This window comes from Sphingomonas sp., from assembly GCF_036269755.1.
GTDB lineage: Bacteria > Pseudomonadota > Alphaproteobacteria > Sphingomonadales > Sphingomonadaceae > Sphingomonas.
This window is the reverse complement of the sequence record NZ_DATBDV010000002.1, coordinates 32,392-51,967: the sequence shown is the minus strand read 5'-3', so window position 1 is coordinate 51,967 and position 19,576 is coordinate 32,392. Positions and strand designations below refer to the sequence as shown.

Below are 19,576 nucleotides of genomic sequence, written 5' to 3'. Positions count from 1 at the left end.
ATCAAGCGGCGGCCGCGTCGTCCCAGCTGCGGGCGGCGAGCGCGCGGGCTTCAGCGACCGGCAACGGCCGGCCGAAATAGTAACCCTGAACCTTGGTGCAGCCGAGTTCCTGCACCATCAGATGCTCCTGCTCGGTCTCGACGCCTTCGGCCGTCGTCGCCATGCCGAGCGACTGCGCGAGCGCGACCACCGCGCGGATGATCGCGATCGGCTCCTTCTGGCCCTTCGACGCGCCCTGGACGAAGCTGCGGTCGACCTTGATCGTCGAAAAACGCGTGCGGGCGAGATAACCGAGCGACGAATAGCCGGTGCCGAAATCGTCGAGGCTGAGCCGCACGCCGAGATCGAGGATGCGTTCGAGCACCTGCACCGCGACGGTGCCTTCGCGCATGAACACGCCTTCGGTGACTTCGAGCTCGAGCCGTTGCGGCGGCAACCCGCTATTGGCCAGCGCGGAGGCGACCACCGCCACGAACGCCGGATTGAGGAGTTGTTCGGGCGATACGTTGACCGCGACTCGCGTCGGCGAGGGCCATTTGGAGGCCTCGTCGCACGCCGATCGCAAGACCCATTCGCCCATCGGCCCGATCAGCCGCGCATCCTCGGCGAGCGGCACGAACTTGGCGGGCGAGACCACGCCCAGTTCGGGGTGAGTCCAGCGCAGCAGCGCCTCGAACCCGGTCAGGCCGCCCGTGCCGGCGGCGACCACCGGCTGGTATTCGAGGTGCATCTCGCCCTTTTCGAGCGCCTGGCGCAGCGCCATTTCGAGCACGCGCCGCTCCTCCGCCTTGACGTGGAGCTGGGGTTCGTAGGCGTGAAACACGCCGCCCCCGGCATCCTTGGAGCGATAGAGCGCAAGGTCGGCCGAGCGCACCAGCATTTCCGCGGTGCGCCCGTCGCGCGGCCCGATGGCGACGCCGACCGACGCGCCGATGAAGAGCGTGTGCGCGTCGAGATCGTACGGCCGCGACAGCGTTTCGATGATCGACCGCGCGAGCCGGTCGATTCGTTCGGTGTCCGACGCGTCTCGCACCACCACCGCGAACTCGTCGCCGCCGAGCCGCCCGATCGTCTCGTTTTCGGTGACTAGGCGGCTAAGCCGTTCGGATACCCTGCCGAGCAATCGGTCGCCGACCGGGTGCCCAAGCGAATCGTTGACCGCCTTGAAGCGGTCGAGGTCGATCATCATGAACGCGCAGCGCATTCCCCATTTCTCGGCATCGGCCATCGCCTTGGCGAGTTGCTCGTTGAGCTGAAGTCGGTTGGGGAGACCGGTCAGCGTGTCGAACCGCGCCATGCGGTTGATCTGGTCGGCCGATTCGCGCTGGACGGTGACGTCCGACCCGACGCCGCGAAAGCCCATGAACGCGCCGCGATCGTCGAAGCGCGGGCTGGCGGCGAGCGCGAACCAGCGCTGGCTGCCATCGACATGGACCGGCAGCACCAGGTCGCGAAACGGTTCGCGCCCTTTGAGCTTTTCGGAAAGCGTCCGGAGACCCGGCGAAAATTCGCCCGATTCCCATCGTTCGCCCGCCAGCGCCTGGAGCAGCGGCATGCCGTTGATCTTGACCGGATCGAGATGGATCGAGCGGGCAAAGCGCGGGGACGCGCGCACGATGCGGCGCGCGCTGTCGGTCTCCCACAGCCAGTCGCCGTCTTCTTCCTCGAATTCGCGTAGCAACAGGCTGACGGTGGCATCGCGCTCCGACAAGCCGATCTCGTTGGCGCGGATCACGACGAGCGCCTTGCAGCGCTGGTAACAGCCGATCATCAGCAGCGCGACGAACAGGATCGTCGCCGCCGCCAGTAACGGGCTGCCGAGCATGATCAGCATCGTCGCGATGGCAGTGCCGAGGATGCCGAGGAAGCTCAACGTGGCGAGTGGCAGCGCCGCCATCGCCACCGCCGACGCCGTCATCATGATCGACAGAAGGATCCACACCGCCATCGCGGTGCCGATATCGATCCGCGCGGCGAGCGCGAGGGGCGGCGCCGCCCACACGATCGCGAGCGCGATTCCCTCGACCACGGTGTCGCGAACATCGCGCAGCGGCGCGCTGCTGGCGTCGCGATGGCGTGTGGCGAGACGGCGGATCGCGACGAAAATGCCCACCCCGCCGGTCGCCACGCCCCACCCGATCAGCATCGATCGCGACGCGTGATGGTCGAGCAGGATGACCATCAGCGCGGCGCCGATCAGATTGGCGGCGAGCAGGAACAAGGCGAGCTGGCGCCCGGCATGCAATTGCGCCGCGCGGATCGGTCCCCAATCGGTGGTGTCCGCGGGATCGTACAGCCCAAGCAACGCGCGGACGTCGATCCGCGGCTTGGGGAATTGCGATGAGGGCGCCATGTTCACTCGACGCGCGATACCCTGTGCAGGTTAGCGAAGGGTTAGGGCCAAGGATTTTAGTTCGTCGCGCCGCGTGCCATTTTGAGCGGAGGTCGAACGGCTTAGCGGCGGCGCACTCCCCAACCGCGATCGAAACTGCTAGGCGGCGGCGGATGAACCCCGCGCCGGCCAAGAAATCCGTTCTGACGAGCATCCTGCTGGGGATCGTGCTGGCACCGCTCGCCCTGGTCTTCGTGATCGTCGCCAGCCTGTCGGGTGGTCCCTCCGAAGTGTTCAAGGCGCTGACCGGGCGCAAATGACGGTGTCCGGCACGCAACAACGACGGCCGACGATCAGCCTCGTCATCCCCGCCTATAACGAGGAAGCGTATCTGCCCGCGTGCCTCGATGCGGTGATGCAGAATGTCACGGGCAAGGCGATGGAAATCGTCGTCGTCGACAATAACAGCACCGACGGCACCAAGGCGGTGGTCGAGCGCTATCCGGCGGCGACCTATCTGTTCGAGCCCGAAAAGGGCATCACGCGGGCGCGGCAGCGCGGTTTCGTCGGGTCGAAAGGCGACATCATCGCCTATGTCGATGCCGACACGCATCCGCCCGCCGGCTGGATCGAGCAAATCTGGGAGCAATTCGGCAGGAATCCGGACCTCGCCTGCCTGTCCGGCCCATACAGTTTCTACGACCTCAGCGGCATCCGCAACGCGATCTCTACCGGCTGGTTCGTCGCGGCGCGGCCGCTCTACGGCGTGACCGGACACATGATGGTCGGCGGCAATTTCGCGATCCGCCGCGACGTGCTGGAGAAGATGGGCGGATTCGACAGCACGATCGAATTCTACGGCGAGGACGTCGATATCGGCAAGCGCGCCAAGAAGCACGGCAAGGTGCTGTTTTGCCCCAGCTTCGTGATGCCGACATCGGGGCGCCGGATGAAGAAGCAAGGCTTCCTGAAGATGGCGAGCATCTATTTCATCAACTATTTCTCGATCCTGTTCAGCGGCAAGCCCGTCACCAAGGGATATAAGGACATCCGCTGAGCGTGCCTGGTGCGCCCGGTGAGGCACGCTCGGTAGGGTAGGATAGGTCATGCTCGAGCCACTCGGACCGGAGCTTTGGATCGCGGACGGCGGCGTGGTCTCGTTCTTCGGCTTCGACTATCCGACGCGGATGGTGGTCGTGCGGCTGGACGACGGCGGGCTTTGGCTGTGGTCGCCGGTCGAGCCCACGCCCGGACTCGAGCAACAGGTGCGCGCGCTCGGGCCGGTGCGGCACCTGGTCAGCCCCAACAAGCTCCATTACCTGTTCCTCGCCGCGTGGCGGGAGCGATTTCCGGAGGGGCGGATGTGGGGGACCGCCTCGACGATCGCCAAGTGCAAGACCCTGGCATTTTCCGGCACGCTCGATGCAAAGCCGCCGCCCGAATGGGCCGGGCAGATCGACCAGTTCTACTTCACCAACTCGCCTTTCCTGGACGAGCTGATCTTTTACCATCGCGCGTCCCGCACCGCGATCATCGCCGATCTGTCGCAACCCTTCAGCGAAGCCTTTCTCAAAGACCATTGGCCGTGGTGGTTTCGGCCGATCGCCCGATGGTCGAAGATGACCCAGGGCTGGGGCTATCCGCCGATCGACCTGCGCACTAGCTTCCGCCGCCGCAAGACCACGCGGCCCAAGATCCGCGCATTGATCGACGAGCATCCGGAGATTGTCGTCGTGGCGCATGGCGAAGTCGTGCGCGAAGGCGGCGAGGCCTTCCTGCTCCGCGCGTTTTCCTGGCTTTGTTAACGGAGTGAGGGGCTGATGCCGGTTGATTGCGAAACGCCGTCCGCCAAGGCTTGTGACCATTTCCTACAATGCGACGGCCCGCCAAGCGCCTAGACCAGATGAAATGGCGTAATCTGGGGGAATACGGTGTCGGATATCAGCGAGGAATTGGGGCGGCTGGCGGATCTGCGTGATCGCGGGGTCCTGACGCAGGAGGAATTCGACCAGCAGAAGGCGGCGCTGCTTCATCCGGCAGCCGCCGACGCTGCGTCGCCGGCCAGCTCGACTTCCCCCGCCGGCCCGGCGTCGGCAGTTCCTGGTGCAGCGGCCGCACCCATCGTCGCGGGGCAGGCGACCAGGCCTCGCCCGCCTGGCTACGCGCCGCCCACGCCGGGCAGCAAGACCGCGGTGTTCGTCATCGTCGGCGTGGTCGCATTGATCGTCGTCGTACTTGCTTTGTGGGCAACAGGCGTGTTTCGGCCCCACGGCACGACGAGTAGCGCAAGCGCCGCGAGCACCGACGGGACGGCCCTGAACTTGAACGTGTCGACGCCGACCGGAATGCCGAGTGCAGCCGCCACGCCGCTGGCATCCGGCACGCCTCTCGCTGCCCCCGTCACACCGGCGGCGTCCGACGACAGCTGGCTGATGGGGCAATGGGAAAATGTCGCCGCGCCATCCTGCGCGCAGTGGCTGCGCTTCAACAGCGATCACAGCCTCGGCGACAATGCCGACGGCAGCGGCAGCTGGTCGATAGCGCCGAGTGGCGACGGCAGCTACATCTTGTCGATGAACATTGCCGGAACGGGCATGCGGCAGGGCCCGATCACGCGCGATCCCTCCTCGGACACCATCACGATGGGAACTGGGCCCAGCGCGGTGACTTGGCGAAAGACAACTTGCTAGCCCGTTAGCCTGGCGCGCTCCGCTTACGCGGCGATGGCGTAGGGCTTGATCTCGCCAGCGAGGTAGAGGTTGCGCGCCTTGGCGCGGCTGAGCTTGCCCGAACTGGTGCGCGGCAGCGTGCGCGGCGGGATCAGTTCGATCACGCAGTTCATTCCTGTGACCGAGCGCACGCGCTCGCGGATTTCGTCGCGGAGGCGCACGCGTTCGGCCTCGTCGCTCGACCGGCACTGGACCAGCACCGCGGGAGTTTCCTCGCCGCCCGGCGTGGTGATCGCGAACGCGGCGATATCGCCGGCCTTGAAGCCGGGAAGCTGCTCGACCGCCCATTCGATATCCTGCGGCCAATGGTTGCGGCCGTTGACGATGATCATGTCCTTGGCGCGGCCGACGATGTAGATGTAGCCGTCCGACATGTAGCCCATGTCGCCGGTGTCGAGCCAGCCGGCCGCCATGCATGCCGCGGTGGCTTCGGGGTCGCGGAAATAGCCGGTCATCAACGACGGCCCGGCGCACCACACCTTGCCGATCGCACGTTCGGGGAGGGGGGTGCCGTCCTCCTCGCGAATCTCGATCTTCATGTCGCGCGCGGGCTTGCCGCAATTGACGATCGCGCGGTAGCGCTGGGGCCGGTCTCGGCGTCCGGCTTGCCCAGAAAGCTGCGTTTCCTCAACGAGTTCGACGCGGATGCCTTCACCCGGTGGCATGATCGACACCGCCAAGGTCGCCTCGGCCAAACCATAGCTCGGCAGGAACGCACTGGCCTTGAAGCCCGCGTCGCAGAACGCGTCGACGAACGACTGCATGACGTCGGGGCGGATCATGTCGGCGCCGTTGCCGGCGACTCGCCAGCGCGACAGGTCGAAGCGGTCGCTGGCCTTGGTCTGGCTCGACATGCGGCGCGCGCAGATATCGTAGCCGAAGGTCGGCGAGTAAGAGAGCGTGGTGCCCGGGTTGCGGCTGATCAGGTCGAGCCAAGCGAGCGGGCGCCGTGCGAAATCCTCGGTCTTGAGATAATCGGTCGAGACCTGGTTCGCGACCACCGACAGGAAGCAGCCGACCAGCCCCATGTCGTGGTACCAGGGCAGCCACGACACGCAGCGGTCGCCGGGGCCGACATGCATCCCGATCGAATGCGCGGCGAGGTTCGACAGCAAGGCGGCATGGGTGATCGCGACGCCATGCGGGAATCGAGTCGATCCGCTCGAATATTGCAGATAGGCGATGTCGTCGGTGCTGGCCCCCGGCAGTTCGGCATCGGGCGCGGGACGCCCGGCGAAGCTGTCCCAGTCGATTCCCTCGACGTTGCGAAGCTTGGCGGCCTCGGCGCACATCGCGCCGATTTCGGGCGGATAGATCAGCAGTTTCGGATCGCAGCTGTCGAGCTGGACGGAGAGCTGGTCGATATAGGATTGCGCCCCGCCGAAGCTGGTCGGGAGCGGCAGCGGCACCGGCCAGCCGCCGGCATAGACGACGCCGAAGAACAAAGCGGCGAATTCGGTCCCGGTCTCGGCGATCAGTGCGACTCGGTCCTGGGGCTTGATCCCGGCCGCGATCAGCCGCCGTGCCATCGCCAGCGCATCGTCGCGAAGTTCGGCAAAGGTGTAGGCGCGGATCAGCGCGCCGCGCGGATCGTGGAAATTGAGGCCTTTGGTGCCTTGCGCGGCGTAGTCCAGCGCGTTGCCCAACGTCGCGAAGTCGGCGAATCGCCGCGGCAGCGAATCGTCGCTCGGCGTCGGGGCAAGCGCCGCCGCACGCTCGCTCGCCGCCGCCTCTGTTGCCGTATCCATCGTCATTCGCATGCGCCCATGTTGTGCGCGTCCGGTTCGTGCCGGCCGCGTCCGCGCCAAAGGTAGAACCCCCCTGCCAATGGCACGCGTTCAAAATCCGTTGCCAGTGTGGCACAATCAAGGCGATGGCGCGCACTTCACGACCTGTCCCGCCGCTCGACCGCGCCGCGCTCGAACGGCTGGCGCTGCGCTACGTCGAACGCTTCGCGACGACTCGCTCGCGGCTGGTCGACTATCTTCGCCGCAAGATCCGCGAGCGCGGCTGGGAGGGGGAGGCGGCGGACCCCGTAGGCCTTGCCGAGCGCTTCGCCGAGCTCGGCTATATCGACGACCGCGCTTACGGCGAGGCCAAGGCGAGCGCGATGGCGCGGCGCGGGCTCGGCGCGCGACGGGTGGCGGGGGCCCTGTATCAGGCCGGGGTAAAGGGCGACGATGCCGAGGCGATCGCGCCCGCGATCGAGGATCGCGCGCTCGAAGCGGCGATCACCTTCGCGCGGCGGCGGCGGATCGGCCCGTTCGCCGACTCGCCCGCCGACCGGCCCGGCCGCGAGAAGCAGATCGCGGCGATGCTGCGCGCCGGTCATTCGCCGCAACTTGCGCGGCGGATCGCGACGATGGCGCCGGGCGACGACCCCGCCGCAATCGAGCTTTGAGGCTTTGCGAATCGCTCGCGCCAATTTGGCTTTGCCGGCAAACGTGGTACAGTCGCGCCCAGGGGGTAATCCGTGCGTACAGAGCCGCATCCGGAAGTGAACGAGCGGTCGCGCCCGCCGTCCGACGAGTCCGTCGCCGATCTGCCGGGCGATGACGAATCACGGCACGCCGGATCGGTCAAATGGTTCGACGTCACGCGCGGGTTCGGCTTCCTGGTCGACGACGATCATGCCGGCGACATCCTGATCCACTTCTCCGTCCTGCAGCCGCACGGCCGGCGCAGCTTGCCCGAGGGCGCCCGGATCGAATGCCGCGCGGTGCGCCGCCAGCGCGGGCTGCAGGCGACCGAGATCCTGTCGATCGACCTGTCCACCGCGATCGAGCCGGCGCCGCGGCAGCGCAGCGACGGCGACCGAATCGACCCGGTGACGATGCTCGACGATGCCGGCGCGTTCGAGCCGGCCGCGGTCAAATGGTTCAACCGGCTCAAAGGCTATGGTTTTCTGGTGCGCGATTCGGATGGCGCCGATATATTCGTCCATATGGAAACGCTGCGCCGCGCGGGATTGCACGAGGTCGAGCCCGACCAAAGGCTGCGCGCGCGGATCGTCGACGGGCGCAAAGGCCCGCTCGCGGTGGCGGTCGAACGGGACGATTGATTGCATGATATTGCGTAGGATGTTGCTGCCGCTGGCGTTGTGCGCGTTGCCGGCCGGGTGCGCGACCAGCGACGCGGGCAATGCCGCGAGCGCGGTGGCGAAGTTCGACGTCACCGTCACGAGCGCCAACGGTCGCCACGTCTTCCACGTCGAACAAGCCAAGACCGCCGCCGAGCAGGAGCGCGGGCTGATGTACCGCACCGGCCTTGCCGACGATTACGGCATGCTGTTCTGGCCGTACCCGCCCGACGGGCCGCCCCGCGCGGCGAGCTTCTGGATGAAGAACACGCCGAGCCCGCTCGACATCATCTTCATCCGCGCCGACGGCACGATCGCGCACATCGCCGAGAATGCGGTGCCGTTCGACGAGACTCCGTTATCGTCGGGCGAGCCGGTCGGCGCAGTGCTCGAGATCAAGGGCGGACGCAGCGCGGCGCTCGGCATCGCCGAGGGTGACAAGGTGAGTTGGCCTAAATAGGCGTTGCTCGTTTGACGCCTCCCCGGCAAAGGCCGGGGCCCAGTTGCGGGCGACTTTTTGGTGAACGCCTCGGCTAGTTACATCCACCTTTCCGACTGGGCCGCGCCCTTCGCCGGGGAAGCGTACATTGCAGCGAACGGATGCCCCCATCTCCCGTTGAACGCTCCCGCCGCCTCCGCTAAGCGCCGAGCCCATGGGCATCAATCTCAATCCCTTCACTTGGTGGAACGGCGCGAGCTGGGGAACCATGCTTGGGCTGATCGGCAAGACTCGGGTCGGCGAGGACGAGCTCGGCAACGTCTATTATCAGGGCGGCACCGACACCGCGGGCAACCCGCGGCGCTGGGTGATCTATGCCGGCGCCAACGACGCCAGCCGAGTTCCGCCCGACTGGTTCAGCTGGCTGCATCACCAGATCGACGACGTGCCCGATCGCGCGCTGCCGCCGACGCGTGGCTGGGAGAAGCCGGCGGTGCCCAACATGACCGGCACCGCGCTGGCGTATCGGCCGTCGGGCGCGCTCGAAAAGGGCGGCAAGCGCGCGCCCGCGACCGGCGATTACGAAGCCTGGACCCCCGACGCATGAACTCGCGCCGCGTCGTCGGCATCGCCGCATTGCTGGCCGGTGTCGGCGCTGCGGGATGGGCGGGGTACAATTGGTATGAGGGCCAGCCGGCGCCCGCGCCGGTCGCCGCCGCGACTGCACCCGCGACCACGCTCGACGACGCGCAGGTCGCCGGTAGCGTCGAGACCGTCGACGTGTCGGGCGATCCAACCAACCCCGAAGCCGGCACGACCCCGATGAAGGACCGAGTCGCGGTGCTCGGGCTACTCAACAAGCGCAACAGCCAGTCGCGCGACCTGACGATGAAGCCGGGCCAGGCGATGCGCGTCGGCAACGTCGTGGTGCGGCTGCGCGCTTGCGAACAGACCGCGCCGTGGGAGCAGGACCATTATACCGGCGCGTTCGTCCAGCTCGACGTGGCGCAGCCCGACGGGTCGTGGAAGCGAGTCCATTCGGGCTGGCTGTACAAGGAACGCCCCAGCCTGAACGTCGTGCAGGATCCGGTCTACGACGTCTGGGTCAAGAGCTGCACGATGTCCTTCCCGACGAGCGGCCCCGATACCGTGGCGGCGCCCTCCGTCGTGGGGGGCAGCGGCGCGGGCGGCGGCAACCGGTCGAGCGCGCCGAAATCGCCCGCCGGGGCACCAGCCGACGCCGCGCCACCGAGCGAGCCCTCGATCGCGCCGCCGAGCAACGCGACGTAATCCGCCCGATCGATCTCGATCGCGCCCAATGAGGCGAGGTGCGGGGTCTGGAACTGGCAATCGAGAAGCGTGAACCCGCCGACGCGCAGCCGCGCGACGAGCCAGGCAAGCGCGACCTTCGACGCGTCGGTCGCGCGGCTGACCATCGATTCGCCGAAGAACGCGCGGCCGAGTGCCAGGCCATAGAGCCCGCCGACCAGAGCATCGCCGTCCCAGCATTCGACCGAGTGCGCGTATCCGCGGAAGTGGAGGTTGGTGAACGCGGTTTCGATCGTGGTGTTGATCCAGGTGTCGGGGCGGTCGTCGGCGCTTTCGGCGCACAATGCGATGACCTCTTCGAACGCGGCATCGGCGGTCACGCGGAATCGGTCGGCCGAGATCGTCTTCCTGAGCGACTTCGACAGGTGGAAGCCGTCGAGCGGCAGCACCGCGCGCTTGCGCGGCTCCACCCAATAGATCCCGGCGGCGTCGCGCGCGTCGGCCATTGGGAACACCCCGACCGCATAGGCGCCGAGCACGAGGTTGGGGTCGAGCAGGTCGTAGGAGGGTTCGGGGAGGTGCTTCATGTGCCTGTCCCGTGCTCCGGCGCAGGCCGGAGCGTTGGCCTTAAGCGATGAGCCAACCGGCCAACGCTCCGGCCTACGCCGGAGCACAACCCCTTTTCGGCCGCACTCATCGCTCCGGCACCGCGAGCCATTGCTCCACCGTTTGCCACAATCCGGCAAAGGCATCGGCGGCGGGCGAGCGCGCGGCGAACTCGCCGAGCGGCGCACGACGCACGCTCATCTGCTCGACCGCACTCGCCATCGGGATTGCCGGCCAACCCGGATTGGCGGCGACACTGTCGGCGTGGAGGCGGCGGCGGCGATCGACCATGACATGGACCGGGAGCACGCGCTTGGTCGTGCCGAGATAGTGGATCAATTCCTCGAACGCGCGCTGCGACAGCGGCGATGGGATGACGGGGACGACGATCAGATCGGCGGCGCGCATCGCTTGCTTGTTGGTCTCGGTCAGCCCCGGCGGGCAGTCGAGGACGATGCGGTCATATTCGTCCGACAGGCCGGCGAGCAATTTTTGCAGCCGCTTCTTCTTGTCGAGCTCGTGGAACAGCAGGTCGAGGTCGCGCAAGCTCGCGTCGGCGGCGATCAGGTCGAGCCGCGGCGTCGCGGTCGCGCGGATCGACTTTTCGGGCGCCGCGTCCTTCGAGAAAATCGATCGCGCCTCGCCCTTCGGCGTCTTCGCCGCGAGGAGGAAGGAGCTCGCCGCCTGCGGGTCGAGATCCCACAGCAGCGTGCGGCGCGCCGATTGCGTGGCGGCGGCCCAGGCCAGATTGACCGCCAGCGTCGTCTTTCCGACGCCGCCCTTCAGGCTGTAGATCGCGATCGTCGCCATGGCATGGGTGGTGCCTGCGTGGAGACCCATATGCAACGGCTGACATTGGTTCCAACTTCCTCTCCCTCGACGGGAGAGGATAGCGCAGCTTGGCGCTTCAGCGCCTAGCGCAGCTTGGAGAGGGGAGCGGCGCGGCGCGCCGCCCGGGTCGCCTCGCGACCGCAACCCCTCTCCCAACTTCGACTAAGCCACTCCGTGGCTAAGTCTCCGGTATCCCTCTCCCGCAAGGGGGGAGGGGTTGACGCTTACTTCGAGCAGCTCTGCTCGGGCTTGCCCGGCTGGGCGAGCTTGAACGACTGGGCGTTGCCCGACAGCGACCAGCCGCCATCGGCGACCATCGGCTGACCGGCGGCGGGGCTCTTGAGCAGCACCGGCGGCGCGTCGGGGGGCGACATGACACTGGCGGTCGTGCTGCCGTCCTTGCCGGCTTCGAAGAAGGTCACCTTGACCAGGCTGTTGTCGCCGTGACAGCGGTACGAGCCTTCCGACTTGATCGCCGGCGGCAATTCGACCGGCGTGGTCGCGGCGGTCGTGGTGTTGGAGGTGACCGTGTTGTCGACCGTGTTGGTCGCGGTCTTGGACTGACAGGCCGTGAGCGCCAGAAGCGCGACGGCGGTTGCGGTGAGGAGGGGGGTCTTCATAGGCGTCCCGCTTTGCGCACGAGGAAGCGAAGGTCAAGACGGCATATTGTATCATCTTTTGGCGCCAGCGACGGCGCAGGCTGCGCTCGCTTGCGGAACGGCGCATTGGGGCCGATGGTGGGAATGCGAACCAGGGAGTGTTGGGCGATGCGGATCGGATCGATCGGAACGGCGACAGCATTGATCGTGGGCGCGGCGCTGGCTGGCTGTGCAAGCGACGATGCCAAGGTCGGGGCGCCGGTGGCAGGCGGTCGAATCGCAACCGCGACGTTGCGTACCCCGGCGGGCGAGGAGGTGGGTCGCGTGCGCGTGACCGAGGTGTCCGGCGGGCTGCGCGTGACCATCGACGCTCGGTTGATGCCGCCGGGAATGCACGGCACGCATCTCCACGCGATCGGGCGTTGCGAAGGCCCAGCTTTCGCCAGCGCCGGGCCGCACTGGAACCCATTGGGCACCAAGCACGGGTCGATGAACCCGGCGGGGCGGCATGCGGGCGACTTGCCCAACCTCGTGATCGGCGCCGACGGACGCGGCACGATAGGTGTGACGATCCCTGGCGGAAGCTTCGACGCGCTGCTCGATGCAGATGGCGCGGCGATGGTGGTCCACGCCGCCGCCGACGACATGATGACCGATCCGTCGGGCAATTCGGGCGCGCGGATCGCGTGCGGAGTGCTGGTCGCGGGTTAGCGCCGATCCGGCGGTTTCGGCTCGATCGATCCAATCGGGTTGCAATTCGGTTTGACGCCTCTGCCAGCGCCGCCCACGATAAGATGGTCGCTTGTAGTCTTGGGTATGCGTGGCGTCTTCCTCCATCGCACGGATTTGCCATGCCCATTTCGCTCGACGGCCTCGATCCCGCGTTTCGCACCAAGCTGGAAACTTGCCTGACACATTGCGGTGGGCGCGGCACTACGATGGTGCCGTATTTCGGCATCCGCACGCCCGTAGAGCAAGGCGGGCTGTGGCGGCAAAGCCGAAGCACCGCCGAGATCGCCGCCAAGACCGCCGAGCTGAAGACGCTCGGCGCGCCGTTCCTCGCGCATTGCATCGACGCTGCCGGCCCGCGCCACGGTCCGCATGTCACCAACGCCGCACCCGGCTTTTCGTGGCATCAATGGGGCGAGGCGATGGATTGTTACTGGCTGGTCGACGGCAAGGCCGAATGGAGCACCGAAATCGGCGGCCCCGACAACGGCTACCGCATCTACGCCGACCAGGCGACCAAGGATGGCCTGACCGCAGGCGGATACTGGCTGTCACTCAAGGACTGGCCGCACGTTCAAAAACGGGTCGCTGCCAGTCCAGCCAGCGCGGGCCTGGCGATTGCCGAGATCAACGCCAAAATGGAGGCGATGTATGGTTCAGGATGAGGATCAGCTGCCGCCCGGCGCGCCGGGGGAGGGCGATCCCCCGGAAGACGTACCACCAGCCGATGAGGCGCCGCCTGACCAACCCGTTGCGGCCGATCCGCCGTCGCCCGGCGAGCAGGGGACACCGCCGCCGCCAACGTCCCCGCCCCCCGCCTCGACTCCAAGCTTGGAGAATGCGGGTATCCTGAACGCGATCAGCAACCGCGTCGTCGCGATCGGCGCGATCTTTACAGGGATCGTCGCGCTGGGCTCGCAGCTGAATTCCTGCACGGCTCAGAGCGTACAGCGTTACGCATCCTTCCGGACGTCGGTCGCCGCGGAGGAAGGATATTGGAAGGGCCTTCTCGAAGAAAATGCGTCGCTCGCGGGCGAAACCAACCCAAAGATCAAGGAACGTAAGGAACTCCTCCTGATCTCGCTCGGCGGCCACCGCGTCCCGACGTTCCGCGAATACCGGGCCTCCGTGTTCGACGGCTCAGAGGAGATCACGATTGCTCAGGATCGCCTCAATCAAATGAAAAGTGACCTAGGTCGTGCGCTGGGCTCGAGCGACGATCCGAGGGTCGCTGCCGCTGCACGGTTGGCTTTCAGTTTCGATGTCGGCCAGGCGCAGCTTGCCGAAAAGACGGACGCAGGGCCGACCGACGCGCCACCGCCCGCACCAACCGATATCGGCGATCGCACCCAGCTACCGTCCGACGTAACGCCCAATCCGAGCACGCAAATCATGGTCGCGGGCAATCCGGGTGGATGGGACATCGACGTGTTCTGGTGCGCGGGTGGCAGCAAAGCCGTCGAGCTGGAAAACTATGTAATAGCGCGCAACGCCGCGCAGCTGCTTGCCCAGCAATCGGTCAAGGGCAAACTATCGGCGTCAGTCTTTCTGGGCACGGTCCGCCTTCGTCCACTGCCTTTGATGCGCCAAGGCGGCGGCTATCCCGGGGCGGGCAGCAACAACACGATCCGCGCGGAGGCGAACGATGCCGAAAGGGAGGCTGCAGCAGCGGTGCTGGGACTGCTCGATCGCAACAAATTGGGCTTCACGGTGAGCGAGAGCCTGACGCCGACGCGCTGGTATCTCAGCGCCTTCGTTTGCCGCGCGGACGACGCGACGCCGGGCAGTGTCGCCGCGCCTCAGCCGCCGAGCGGGAACCGCGCGACCGGGGCGTAGTGCGCGCGGTCGCGGCCGAGATGGCTTTCGTAGAGGATCATCGCGTCGAGCTGGAACGGCGCGCTGGCCAGCGCGGCATGCTCGGCTTGCCAGCGCGCGATCGCAGGGTCGACGCCAGCGGAGCGCGGCAGCCGCGCGAGCGTGATGTGCGGCAGGTAGGCGCGGCGTTCGGGCGCAAGGCCGATCCGCACCAACGCCTGGTCGACTTTCTTGTGAAGCGTCGCCAGCGCGTCGTGCGGTGCGACGCCCGCCCATAACGTATCGACTCGGCCTTGCTTGTCGAACGCACCGACTCCGGCGAGCGCGACCACCGGCGCAGGCCCGTGGAGTTGGCCAAGCGCGAGCGCGACATCTTCGGCGACCGGCCGTTCGACCTCACCGATATAGCGCAGCGTGAGGTGGAGCTGATCGTCGTCCTGCCAGCGCGCAGCAGGCACGCCGCCCATCACGAGCGCGAGCGCGTCACGGATCGCAGGCGGCGGACGCAAAGCGACGAACAGGCGGTGCATCCACGACACCTACAGCCCCGCCCGCCACATGTCGTGTTTCGCTTGAACAACGCACCGGAACTCACGATATTGGCGGGGAGCGGCCATCGGGGCCGTGCGAAGGAGTGTTTCGATGGCCAATTGGTCTGATCCCCGTCCCGGCCTGGCGCCCGTTGGCGCCGCGGTCGATGCGCGAGGCGTCGCGTACGACGCGGGGCTTCGTGCCTATATGCTTTCGGTCTACAATTACATGGCGTCGGCGGTGCTGCTCACCGGCATCGTCGCGATGGTCATCGCCTTTTCGGGCGCCTACGTCGCGTTGCTCAGCCCGACCGGCGGCTTGTCTGGCCTCGGATGGCTGGCGATGCTGTCGCCGCTGGCGATCGTGTTCGCGATGAGCTTCGGCCAGAACCGCATGTCGACGGGCACGCTGCAGGCGCTGTTCTGGGCCTATGCCGGGTTGCTCGGCGTGTCGCTCTCGACGATCTTCATTGCCTACACCGCGTCGTCGGTGGCGGGCGCGTTCTTCGCCACCGCGGCGGGTTTCGCGGGGTTGAGCCTCTACGGCTACACCACGCAGCGTAACTTGAGCGCGCTCGGGTCGTTCATGATCGTCGGATTGATCGGCATCGTTGTCGCGATGATCTTCAATGCCTTCATCCATTCCGGGCCGCTGGCGCTGGTGATCAGCGTGCTCGGCGTGCTGGTCTTCGCGGGGCTCACCGCTTGGGACACGCAACGCACCAAGAGCATCTACAACGTCGTCGCGGGCACCCCGCAAGAGGGCCGCGCCAAGATCATGTCGGCGCTCAACCTCTATCTCGACTTCATCAACATGTTCCTGTTCATCCTCCGCCTGTTCGGATCGAGCCGCAACTAGCGCTGGTCAAGGTACAGCGAAGGCCTGGCGGAGCGATCCGCCGGGCCTTTTTTGTTGCCTTTCCGGCGCGCACGGAACTGTCGCGCGAGCCGAACCGTTTTCCTGGTGAAACAATCGCAGGAGGCGGCGATGAACGACAATTCCACGACCGACACGCCAGAAGCCGGGAACATGACTCGCGACCCTCGCCAGGACGCGGGTCAGGACCGATCGATCGAGAAAAGGCTGAAGCAGGACCCCGAGAACGAAGAAGCGCAGCTCGATCGCGGGCTCGACGAATCGATGGACGCCTCCGACCCGCCTTCGGCGGCGCTGCCGGGGACGAGCGGCGAGCCGGCCAAGTCGTCGGGCTATGACGAGGCGGCGGAGGCCGAGCGGAGCCGGGGCGCCTGATCCCGCTCCCTCCCTGAAAGGGAGGGGAGAACAGACCGTTGCCCAAATGGCTCACTTGCTGACCGATCGGCAGCCACGACTCCGCTTCGTCGCAATCCGCGTTGCGCCCCGGCTGCTTGTGTGATTCCATCCTGAACGCGGGGCGACGGGGCGTTAAGCATAGCGTTAACCATATCGGCGCATTGTCCCCTTCGCATTGGTAGCGGGTGGGATTGTTACGATGGGTGCCAGCAGCAAAAGACCGGCCGACGGCGCGATGACATTGGCCGAGATGAAGGAGTTTGCGGGGTTCGCCTCGGCGACGCAGCGTTATATCCGGCGCAGCCTCGATGTCGGGCTCGAGCGCGAGGACGCGATGCTGCGCTGGTCGCGCGACGCGATCGAAACCGCGTCGATCCGCGCGCAGGCGCGGATCTACGACCGGCTCGAGGAACTCCGCGCGATCGTCCCCGACGATAGCGGGCTCGATGCGATCGAGATGTTCATGCCGCCGCTGATCGCGGTCACCGCGTTCGATCTGGGGCAGGGGCGGCTGACGACCTTTTCCGCCTATCGCTTCCTTTACGAGCGGCTGATCGGCGCCGAAGTGCGGCCGTGGCTTCCCGGCGCGTTCTGCGCGGCGGCGGCGCTGCCGCACCTTCACCCCGATCTTCGCCGCAAGCTGCTCCAGTCGATCAGCGAAGCCGCCGCGACCGCGAGCGGCTGGTCGAACCGCCAGCCGAGCTTCTTCCCGGCGTGGGTCGAGAAGGTCGACACCGGCGCGGCGCTGTCGAACTAAGTTCGGGACGGCGTCGCAGCGATGCGGCGCCCGCGGTTTCGTCAGCGAAACCCGGCCTTTTCGAGCGATGCCGCGAGTTCGGCGGGAAAGCTGGCGGGTATGCGATCGATGTCGGGACACACGTCGGAGAAGGGCACCCGGCAGCCGCGGCGCATTTGGGCGCCAATGACTCGCCACGCTTCGGCGAGCCGACCTAGCCGCGAGGCGTCGGCCGCGTACCCCGCACAGGCGCCCTGTGCTTCTTTTTCGTCGTGCTCGCAGGCATAGCGTGCCTTGACCATGTCGGCGCGGTAGAGCGGCGCGAGCGCCGGGTCGTTCGAGACGTCGACGCCTTGTCCTCGGGCCAATGCAACCACGCGCGGCGGATACCAGGTGCCGGCACAGCTGGTGAATCGGCAAGCGAACCGCGTGTCGCGCAGCACGAACTCCGGGCGGTGATGACCCGTGAGGTCGCGTGGCCATTCCAGGCTGGCTGGATCGACCTCGCATAGCGTGCCGCGATCAGACTTGTCGGCACTGAGCCTGACGCTCCGATAGCCGGCTCGACCGGGCATCCCCACGTCGATCTGGGCGCAGCCGCCGCTTCCGCCGTCTTCGGAGATCATGATCAGCGAGGGATGGACGGCACCCGGCATCAGTTTACCGATCGCGATGGACGCGGCGACGTCAGGCTCGCCCCGCAATGTCGTCGGCGCCATTCCGGGAGCGCCGACCGTGACGACGAGATACGGATCGCCGCGATAGCATGCTTCCGACGCGGGGCGATCCTCACCGCACCGTTTGATCTCGACACGCGCTTTCAGGCCGGCGGCGACGATCGTGCGGGATCCCCAGCCGGGTTGCCAAGCCACATAACGCTTGAGCGGCCAATCGGACGGCGGCGTTGCCGAAGGGGCGGCGCCAACACCAAGAAGCGCCAAAGCGCCAAAGCAACGCAGCATGTCGAAGACTCCGGATCGAGGCTCACGATGATGCGGCGCGGCGGTCCGGGCTGCAAGCGGCCGCGCGTGTTCGCTGCAGAAAAAGATACGATTTCAGTGGCCTTATGAACCCGCACGGCAAGCTTGGCGCCTCTTGCAATCCTCCAGCCGGCGCGGCCTAGGCCCCGGGCAGCCGCTCGCGCCACGCATCGACCTCTCGCGCCAGCGCAGCCGGCGCTACCGTGCCGTTGATCACGTGCAATGCGACCTCCTCACGCGGGAAGTGCAGCGCCATGCGGTCGCCGCTGCCGACCCACACCGGCAGCGCATGGCGCCGCATCGCCGCCAGCAGCTCGTCGGCCGCCGCGCTCCTGGTGATCGGCCGTTGGTCGAGCCACTGAACGACGATGTAGAGCCGCGCCAGCGGGTTCTCCGCGCCCGGATTTTCGACCACCGACGCGAGCAGGCCGCTTTTGTCCGGGCGCAAATGATCGGGCAGGTCGGCCACGCGCCGCCACAGGCAGAACCAGCTCCGGCAATCTCCCGGCCGGTTCGCGTAGATCGAGCAGCCGTCGGCCCGGCAATTGGAGCATAAGGTCCGCGGCGGCTTGGCGAGCATCGGGTGGTCGATCGTGATCTCGAAGCAGCACGCCGTGCACGCCCCGCATTCGCGGCCCGGCACGAGCGGCCCGAAAACGTTTTCCTCGAACGATATAGCCGCGACCATCGCGGCGCGCCCTATCATTGCCGCCACCGATGTCCAGCATAGCGCGCCGCCGACGCTACCCCCTCACAGCGCCCGTCAGCTTCTCGCTCGTCACCGGATAGCCGAGGCCGTCGGGGATGCAGAGGTGGACGCCGCCGTCGCGTTCCTCCGCGAACGGGGTGATCGTGCGCGGCGGGTAAGCGAGCGCGTCGGCGACAGCATCGGCGTGGCTGCCGTACTGCGCGAGGCGTTCGAGGTTTCGGCGGGTGGGGAAGATCACCGTCGCGCGGCCGGCGTCGCAGTCGGCCAGAACTTGTGCGGCGCTCGCCCATAGCAAGCGGACATTCTCGGTATCGTCGACCACCGGATCGGCCGCGCCCTCGGGCCATGCGGCGAGATAGAAGCGCGTGTCGAATATCCGCATGTGCGCGTGCGCCGGAAGCCAGCGCGCGAAGTAGGTCAGTGCGCCGAGCTCGAGGGTCAAACCGTGTGCATCGAGCAGCGGACCGAGCGGTTGTCCGGCGTGGAGGCGTTCGCGCAGGTGATCGAGCGTCGCGGCGTCGGGCACGGGGGTCAGGCCGACCGGCACCCCGGCTTCCTCGATCGTCTCGCGAATCGCGGCGATCCGCGCGGGGCCGTCCTCGGCGTCGAGACCCATAGCGGCGGCCAGCGCATGATCGCCGGGGTCGATCCGTCCGCCGGGAAACACCAAGGCACCGCCCGCGAACACCATCGCCTTGGCGCGCTCGACCATCAGCAGGTCGGGCGGCGCGCCGGCGCGGTCGCGGATCAGCACGAGGGTTGCGGCGGGGATGGGGGTTTGGGGCGTGTCGGGCATCGAGGCGATATGCGCGGCGAGCGAGCGGGAGGCAATTCTCCCCTCCCTGAAAGGGGGGCTGGGGGTGGGTAGATTGGCACGATACGAAGCCGCTACCGACCAGCTAATCCGTATCGCCAGGACG

Annotated in this window: 23 protein-coding genes and 1 pseudogene; 15 read left to right on the top strand and 9 right to left on the bottom strand. The window is 67.1% G+C overall.

Annotated elements, in window-relative coordinates; all coding sequences use genetic code 11:
- Position 1 precedes the first annotated feature (1 nt).
- Positions 2-2,353 carry a putative bifunctional diguanylate cyclase/phosphodiesterase gene (locus VH326_RS01085; protein WP_329629944.1) on the bottom strand — a complete coding sequence of 784 codons (2,352 nt, stop codon included), beginning with the start codon at positions 2,351-2,353 and terminating at the stop codon, positions 2-4.
- 152 nt (positions 2,354-2,505) lie between these two features.
- On the opposite strand from VH326_RS01085, the gene VH326_RS01080 reads away from it, so the two are divergent.
- From VH326_RS01080 to VH326_RS01065, 4 genes are all read left to right on the top strand, one after another.
- Entirely contained in the window at positions 2,506-2,652 is a 147-nt protein-coding gene (locus tag VH326_RS01080; RefSeq protein ID WP_329629943.1) for a hypothetical protein, read from the top strand.
- The gene (locus VH326_RS01075) at positions 2,649-3,389 is read left to right on the top strand and encodes a glycosyltransferase (RefSeq protein ID WP_329629942.1); all 741 of its coding nucleotides are present in this window, start codon (positions 2,649-2,651) and stop codon (positions 3,387-3,389) included. The genes VH326_RS01080 and VH326_RS01075 overlap by 4 nt, the downstream gene beginning before the upstream one ends.
- A gap of 49 nt (positions 3,390-3,438) precedes the next feature.
- Positions 3,439-4,137, top strand: a complete 699-nt coding sequence (locus VH326_RS01070) for a DUF4336 domain-containing protein (RefSeq protein WP_329629941.1) — start codon at positions 3,439-3,441, stop codon at positions 4,135-4,137.
- A gap of 126 nt (positions 4,138-4,263) precedes the next feature.
- Positions 4,264-5,022, top strand: a complete 759-nt coding sequence (locus tag VH326_RS01065) for an SHOCT domain-containing protein (protein ID WP_329629940.1) — start codon at positions 4,264-4,266, stop codon at positions 5,020-5,022.
- Positions 5,023-5,045: 23 nt separating this feature from the next.
- Here the strand turns inward: VH326_RS01065 and VH326_RS01060 are convergent, their stop codons facing one another.
- Positions 5,046-6,815, bottom strand: a complete 1,770-nt coding sequence (locus tag VH326_RS01060) for a fatty acyl-AMP ligase (RefSeq protein WP_329629939.1) — start codon at positions 6,813-6,815, stop codon at positions 5,046-5,048.
- Between the two features lie 119 nt (positions 6,816-6,934).
- On the opposite strand from VH326_RS01060, the gene VH326_RS01055 reads away from it, so the two are divergent.
- The 5 genes and pseudogenes from VH326_RS01055 to VH326_RS01035 all read left to right on the top strand — a co-directional run.
- Complete coding sequence (locus tag VH326_RS01055) at positions 6,935-7,462, top strand: regulatory protein RecX (protein ID WP_329629938.1); 528 nt, start codon at positions 6,935-6,937, stop codon at positions 7,460-7,462.
- Between the two features lie 72 nt (positions 7,463-7,534).
- The gene (locus VH326_RS01050; RefSeq protein ID WP_414714231.1) at positions 7,535-8,122 is read left to right on the top strand and encodes a cold-shock protein; all 588 of its coding nucleotides are present in this window, start codon (positions 7,535-7,537) and stop codon (positions 8,120-8,122) included.
- A gap of 4 nt (positions 8,123-8,126) precedes the next feature.
- Complete coding sequence (locus tag VH326_RS01045) at positions 8,127-8,600, top strand: DUF192 domain-containing protein (RefSeq protein ID WP_414714230.1); 474 nt, start codon at positions 8,127-8,129, stop codon at positions 8,598-8,600.
- 193 nt (positions 8,601-8,793) lie between these two features.
- Positions 8,794-9,186, top strand: a complete 393-nt coding sequence (locus VH326_RS01040) for an NADH:ubiquinone oxidoreductase subunit NDUFA12 (RefSeq protein ID WP_329629937.1) — start codon at positions 8,794-8,796, stop codon at positions 9,184-9,186.
- Positions 9,183-9,635 (top strand): annotated as a pseudogene (locus tag VH326_RS01035) (DUF2155 domain-containing protein); the annotation flags it as partial. The gene VH326_RS01040 and the pseudogene VH326_RS01035, both read left to right, overlap by 4 nt.
- 35 nt (positions 9,636-9,670) lie before the next feature.
- Here the strand turns inward: VH326_RS01035 and aat are convergent.
- From aat to VH326_RS01020, 3 genes are all read right to left on the bottom strand, one after another.
- A complete protein-coding gene (gene aat / locus VH326_RS01030) occupies positions 9,671-10,435 on the bottom strand; it encodes a leucyl/phenylalanyl-tRNA--protein transferase (protein WP_329629936.1) in 765 nt (254 codons plus the stop codon).
- A gap of 106 nt (positions 10,436-10,541) precedes the next feature.
- Positions 10,542-11,264 carry a ParA family protein gene (locus tag VH326_RS01025; RefSeq protein WP_329629935.1) on the bottom strand — a complete coding sequence of 241 codons (723 nt, stop codon included), beginning with the start codon at positions 11,262-11,264 and terminating at the stop codon, positions 10,542-10,544.
- A gap of 245 nt (positions 11,265-11,509) precedes the next feature.
- Positions 11,510-11,905, bottom strand: coding sequence for a hypothetical protein (locus VH326_RS01020; RefSeq protein WP_329629934.1), 396 nt, complete (start codon positions 11,903-11,905; stop codon positions 11,510-11,512).
- 147 nt (positions 11,906-12,052) lie between these two features.
- Here VH326_RS01020 and VH326_RS01015 point away from each other — a divergent pair, with 147 nt between their 5' ends.
- From VH326_RS01015 to VH326_RS01005, 3 genes are all read left to right on the top strand, one after another.
- Positions 12,053-12,595: a superoxide dismutase family protein gene (locus VH326_RS01015; protein WP_329629933.1), complete on the top strand. Its 543-nt coding sequence runs from the start codon at positions 12,053-12,055 to the stop codon at positions 12,593-12,595.
- Positions 12,596-12,735: 140 nt separating this feature from the next.
- Positions 12,736-13,278: a M15 family metallopeptidase gene (locus VH326_RS01010; RefSeq protein ID WP_329629932.1), complete on the top strand. Its 543-nt coding sequence runs from the start codon at positions 12,736-12,738 to the stop codon at positions 13,276-13,278.
- On the top strand, positions 13,265-14,449 hold the full coding sequence (locus tag VH326_RS01005; RefSeq protein WP_329629931.1) for a hypothetical protein: 1,185 nt from the start codon (positions 13,265-13,267) through the stop codon (positions 14,447-14,449). The genes VH326_RS01010 and VH326_RS01005 overlap by 14 nt, the downstream gene beginning before the upstream one ends.
- On the opposite strand, the gene thpR is transcribed toward VH326_RS01005, so the two are convergent.
- Positions 14,413-14,958 carry an RNA 2',3'-cyclic phosphodiesterase gene (gene thpR / locus VH326_RS01000; RefSeq protein ID WP_329629930.1) on the bottom strand — a complete coding sequence of 182 codons (546 nt, stop codon included), beginning with the start codon at positions 14,956-14,958 and terminating at the stop codon, positions 14,413-14,415. The two genes, VH326_RS01005 and thpR, sit on opposite strands and share 37 nt — an antisense overlap.
- 112 nt (positions 14,959-15,070) lie before the next feature.
- Here thpR and VH326_RS00995 point away from each other — a divergent pair, with 112 nt between their 5' ends.
- The 3 genes from VH326_RS00995 to VH326_RS00985 all read left to right on the top strand — a co-directional run bounded on the left by VH326_RS00995 (position 15,071) and on the right by VH326_RS00985 (position 16,988).
- Positions 15,071-15,817, top strand: a complete 747-nt coding sequence (locus tag VH326_RS00995; RefSeq protein WP_329629929.1) for a Bax inhibitor-1/YccA family protein — start codon at positions 15,071-15,073, stop codon at positions 15,815-15,817.
- 129 nt (positions 15,818-15,946) lie between these two features.
- Positions 15,947-16,210 carry a hypothetical protein gene (locus VH326_RS00990; RefSeq protein WP_329629928.1) on the top strand — a complete coding sequence of 88 codons (264 nt, stop codon included), beginning with the start codon at positions 15,947-15,949 and terminating at the stop codon, positions 16,208-16,210.
- Between the two features lie 220 nt (positions 16,211-16,430).
- Positions 16,431-16,988, top strand: a complete 558-nt coding sequence (locus VH326_RS00985; RefSeq protein WP_329629927.1) for a hypothetical protein — start codon at positions 16,431-16,433, stop codon at positions 16,986-16,988.
- A 41-nt stretch (positions 16,989-17,029) separates the two neighbouring features.
- Here VH326_RS00985 and VH326_RS00980 read toward each other — a convergent pair whose 3' ends face one another.
- The 3 genes from VH326_RS00980 to VH326_RS00970 form a co-directional block, all read right to left on the bottom strand.
- Positions 17,030-17,686: a hypothetical protein gene (locus VH326_RS00980; RefSeq protein WP_329629926.1), complete on the bottom strand. Its 657-nt coding sequence runs from the start codon at positions 17,684-17,686 to the stop codon at positions 17,030-17,032.
- A gap of 400 nt (positions 17,687-18,086) precedes the next feature.
- The gene (locus tag VH326_RS00975; protein WP_329629925.1) at positions 18,087-18,635 is read right to left on the bottom strand and encodes a YkgJ family cysteine cluster protein; all 549 of its coding nucleotides are present in this window, start codon (positions 18,633-18,635) and stop codon (positions 18,087-18,089) included.
- Positions 18,636-18,690: 55 nt separating this feature from the next.
- Positions 18,691-19,452 (bottom strand): NUDIX hydrolase, encoded by a 762-nt coding sequence (locus VH326_RS00970; RefSeq protein WP_329629924.1) that lies wholly within the window; start codon positions 19,450-19,452, stop codon positions 18,691-18,693.
- Positions 19,453-19,576: the final 124 nt, after the last annotated feature.

Coding starts and splice junctions, on each gene's coding strand:
- VH326_RS01055 (WP_329629938.1), top strand. CDS start 6,935: ATGGCGCGCACTTCACGACCTGTCCCGCCGCTCGACCGCGCCGCGCTC.
- VH326_RS01005 (WP_329629931.1), top strand. CDS start 13,265: ATGGTTCAGGATGAGGATCAGCTGCCGCCCGGCGCGCCGGGGGAGGGC.
- VH326_RS01070 (WP_329629941.1), top strand. CDS start 3,439: ATGCTCGAGCCACTCGGACCGGAGCTTTGGATCGCGGACGGCGGCGTG.
- VH326_RS00995 (WP_329629929.1), top strand. CDS start 15,071: ATGGCCAATTGGTCTGATCCCCGTCCCGGCCTGGCGCCCGTTGGCGCC.
- VH326_RS01025 (WP_329629935.1), bottom strand. CDS start 11,264: ATGGCGACGATCGCGATCTACAGCCTGAAGGGCGGCGTCGGAAAGACG.
- VH326_RS00980 (WP_329629926.1), bottom strand. CDS start 17,686: ATGGCGCCGACGACATTGCGGGGCGAGCCTGACGTCGCCGCGTCCATC.
- VH326_RS01015 (WP_329629933.1), top strand. CDS start 12,053: ATGCGGATCGGATCGATCGGAACGGCGACAGCATTGATCGTGGGCGCG.
- VH326_RS01060 (WP_329629939.1), bottom strand. CDS start 6,815: ATGACGATGGATACGGCAACAGAGGCGGCGGCGAGCGAGCGTGCGGCG.
- VH326_RS01010 (WP_329629932.1), top strand. CDS start 12,736: ATGCCCATTTCGCTCGACGGCCTCGATCCCGCGTTTCGCACCAAGCTG.
- thpR (WP_329629930.1), bottom strand. CDS start 14,958: ATGCACCGCCTGTTCGTCGCTTTGCGTCCGCCGCCTGCGATCCGTGAC.
- VH326_RS01075 (WP_329629942.1), top strand. CDS start 2,649: ATGACGGTGTCCGGCACGCAACAACGACGGCCGACGATCAGCCTCGTC.
- VH326_RS01045 (WP_414714230.1), top strand. CDS start 8,127: ATGATATTGCGTAGGATGTTGCTGCCGCTGGCGTTGTGCGCGTTGCCG.
- VH326_RS01080 (WP_329629943.1), top strand. CDS start 2,506: ATGAACCCCGCGCCGGCCAAGAAATCCGTTCTGACGAGCATCCTGCTG.
- VH326_RS00975 (WP_329629925.1), bottom strand. CDS start 18,635: ATGGTCGCGGCTATATCGTTCGAGGAAAACGTTTTCGGGCCGCTCGTG.
- VH326_RS00985 (WP_329629927.1), top strand. CDS start 16,431: ATGGGTGCCAGCAGCAAAAGACCGGCCGACGGCGCGATGACATTGGCC.
- VH326_RS01020 (WP_329629934.1), bottom strand. CDS start 11,905: ATGAAGACCCCCCTCCTCACCGCAACCGCCGTCGCGCTTCTGGCGCTC.
- VH326_RS00990 (WP_329629928.1), top strand. CDS start 15,947: ATGAACGACAATTCCACGACCGACACGCCAGAAGCCGGGAACATGACT.
- VH326_RS01040 (WP_329629937.1), top strand. CDS start 8,794: ATGGGCATCAATCTCAATCCCTTCACTTGGTGGAACGGCGCGAGCTGG.
- aat (WP_329629936.1), bottom strand. CDS start 10,435: ATGAAGCACCTCCCCGAACCCTCCTACGACCTGCTCGACCCCAACCTC.
- VH326_RS00970 (WP_329629924.1), bottom strand. CDS start 19,452: ATGCCCGACACGCCCCAAACCCCCATCCCCGCCGCAACCCTCGTGCTG.
- VH326_RS01085 (WP_329629944.1), bottom strand. CDS start 2,353: ATGGCGCCCTCATCGCAATTCCCCAAGCCGCGGATCGACGTCCGCGCG.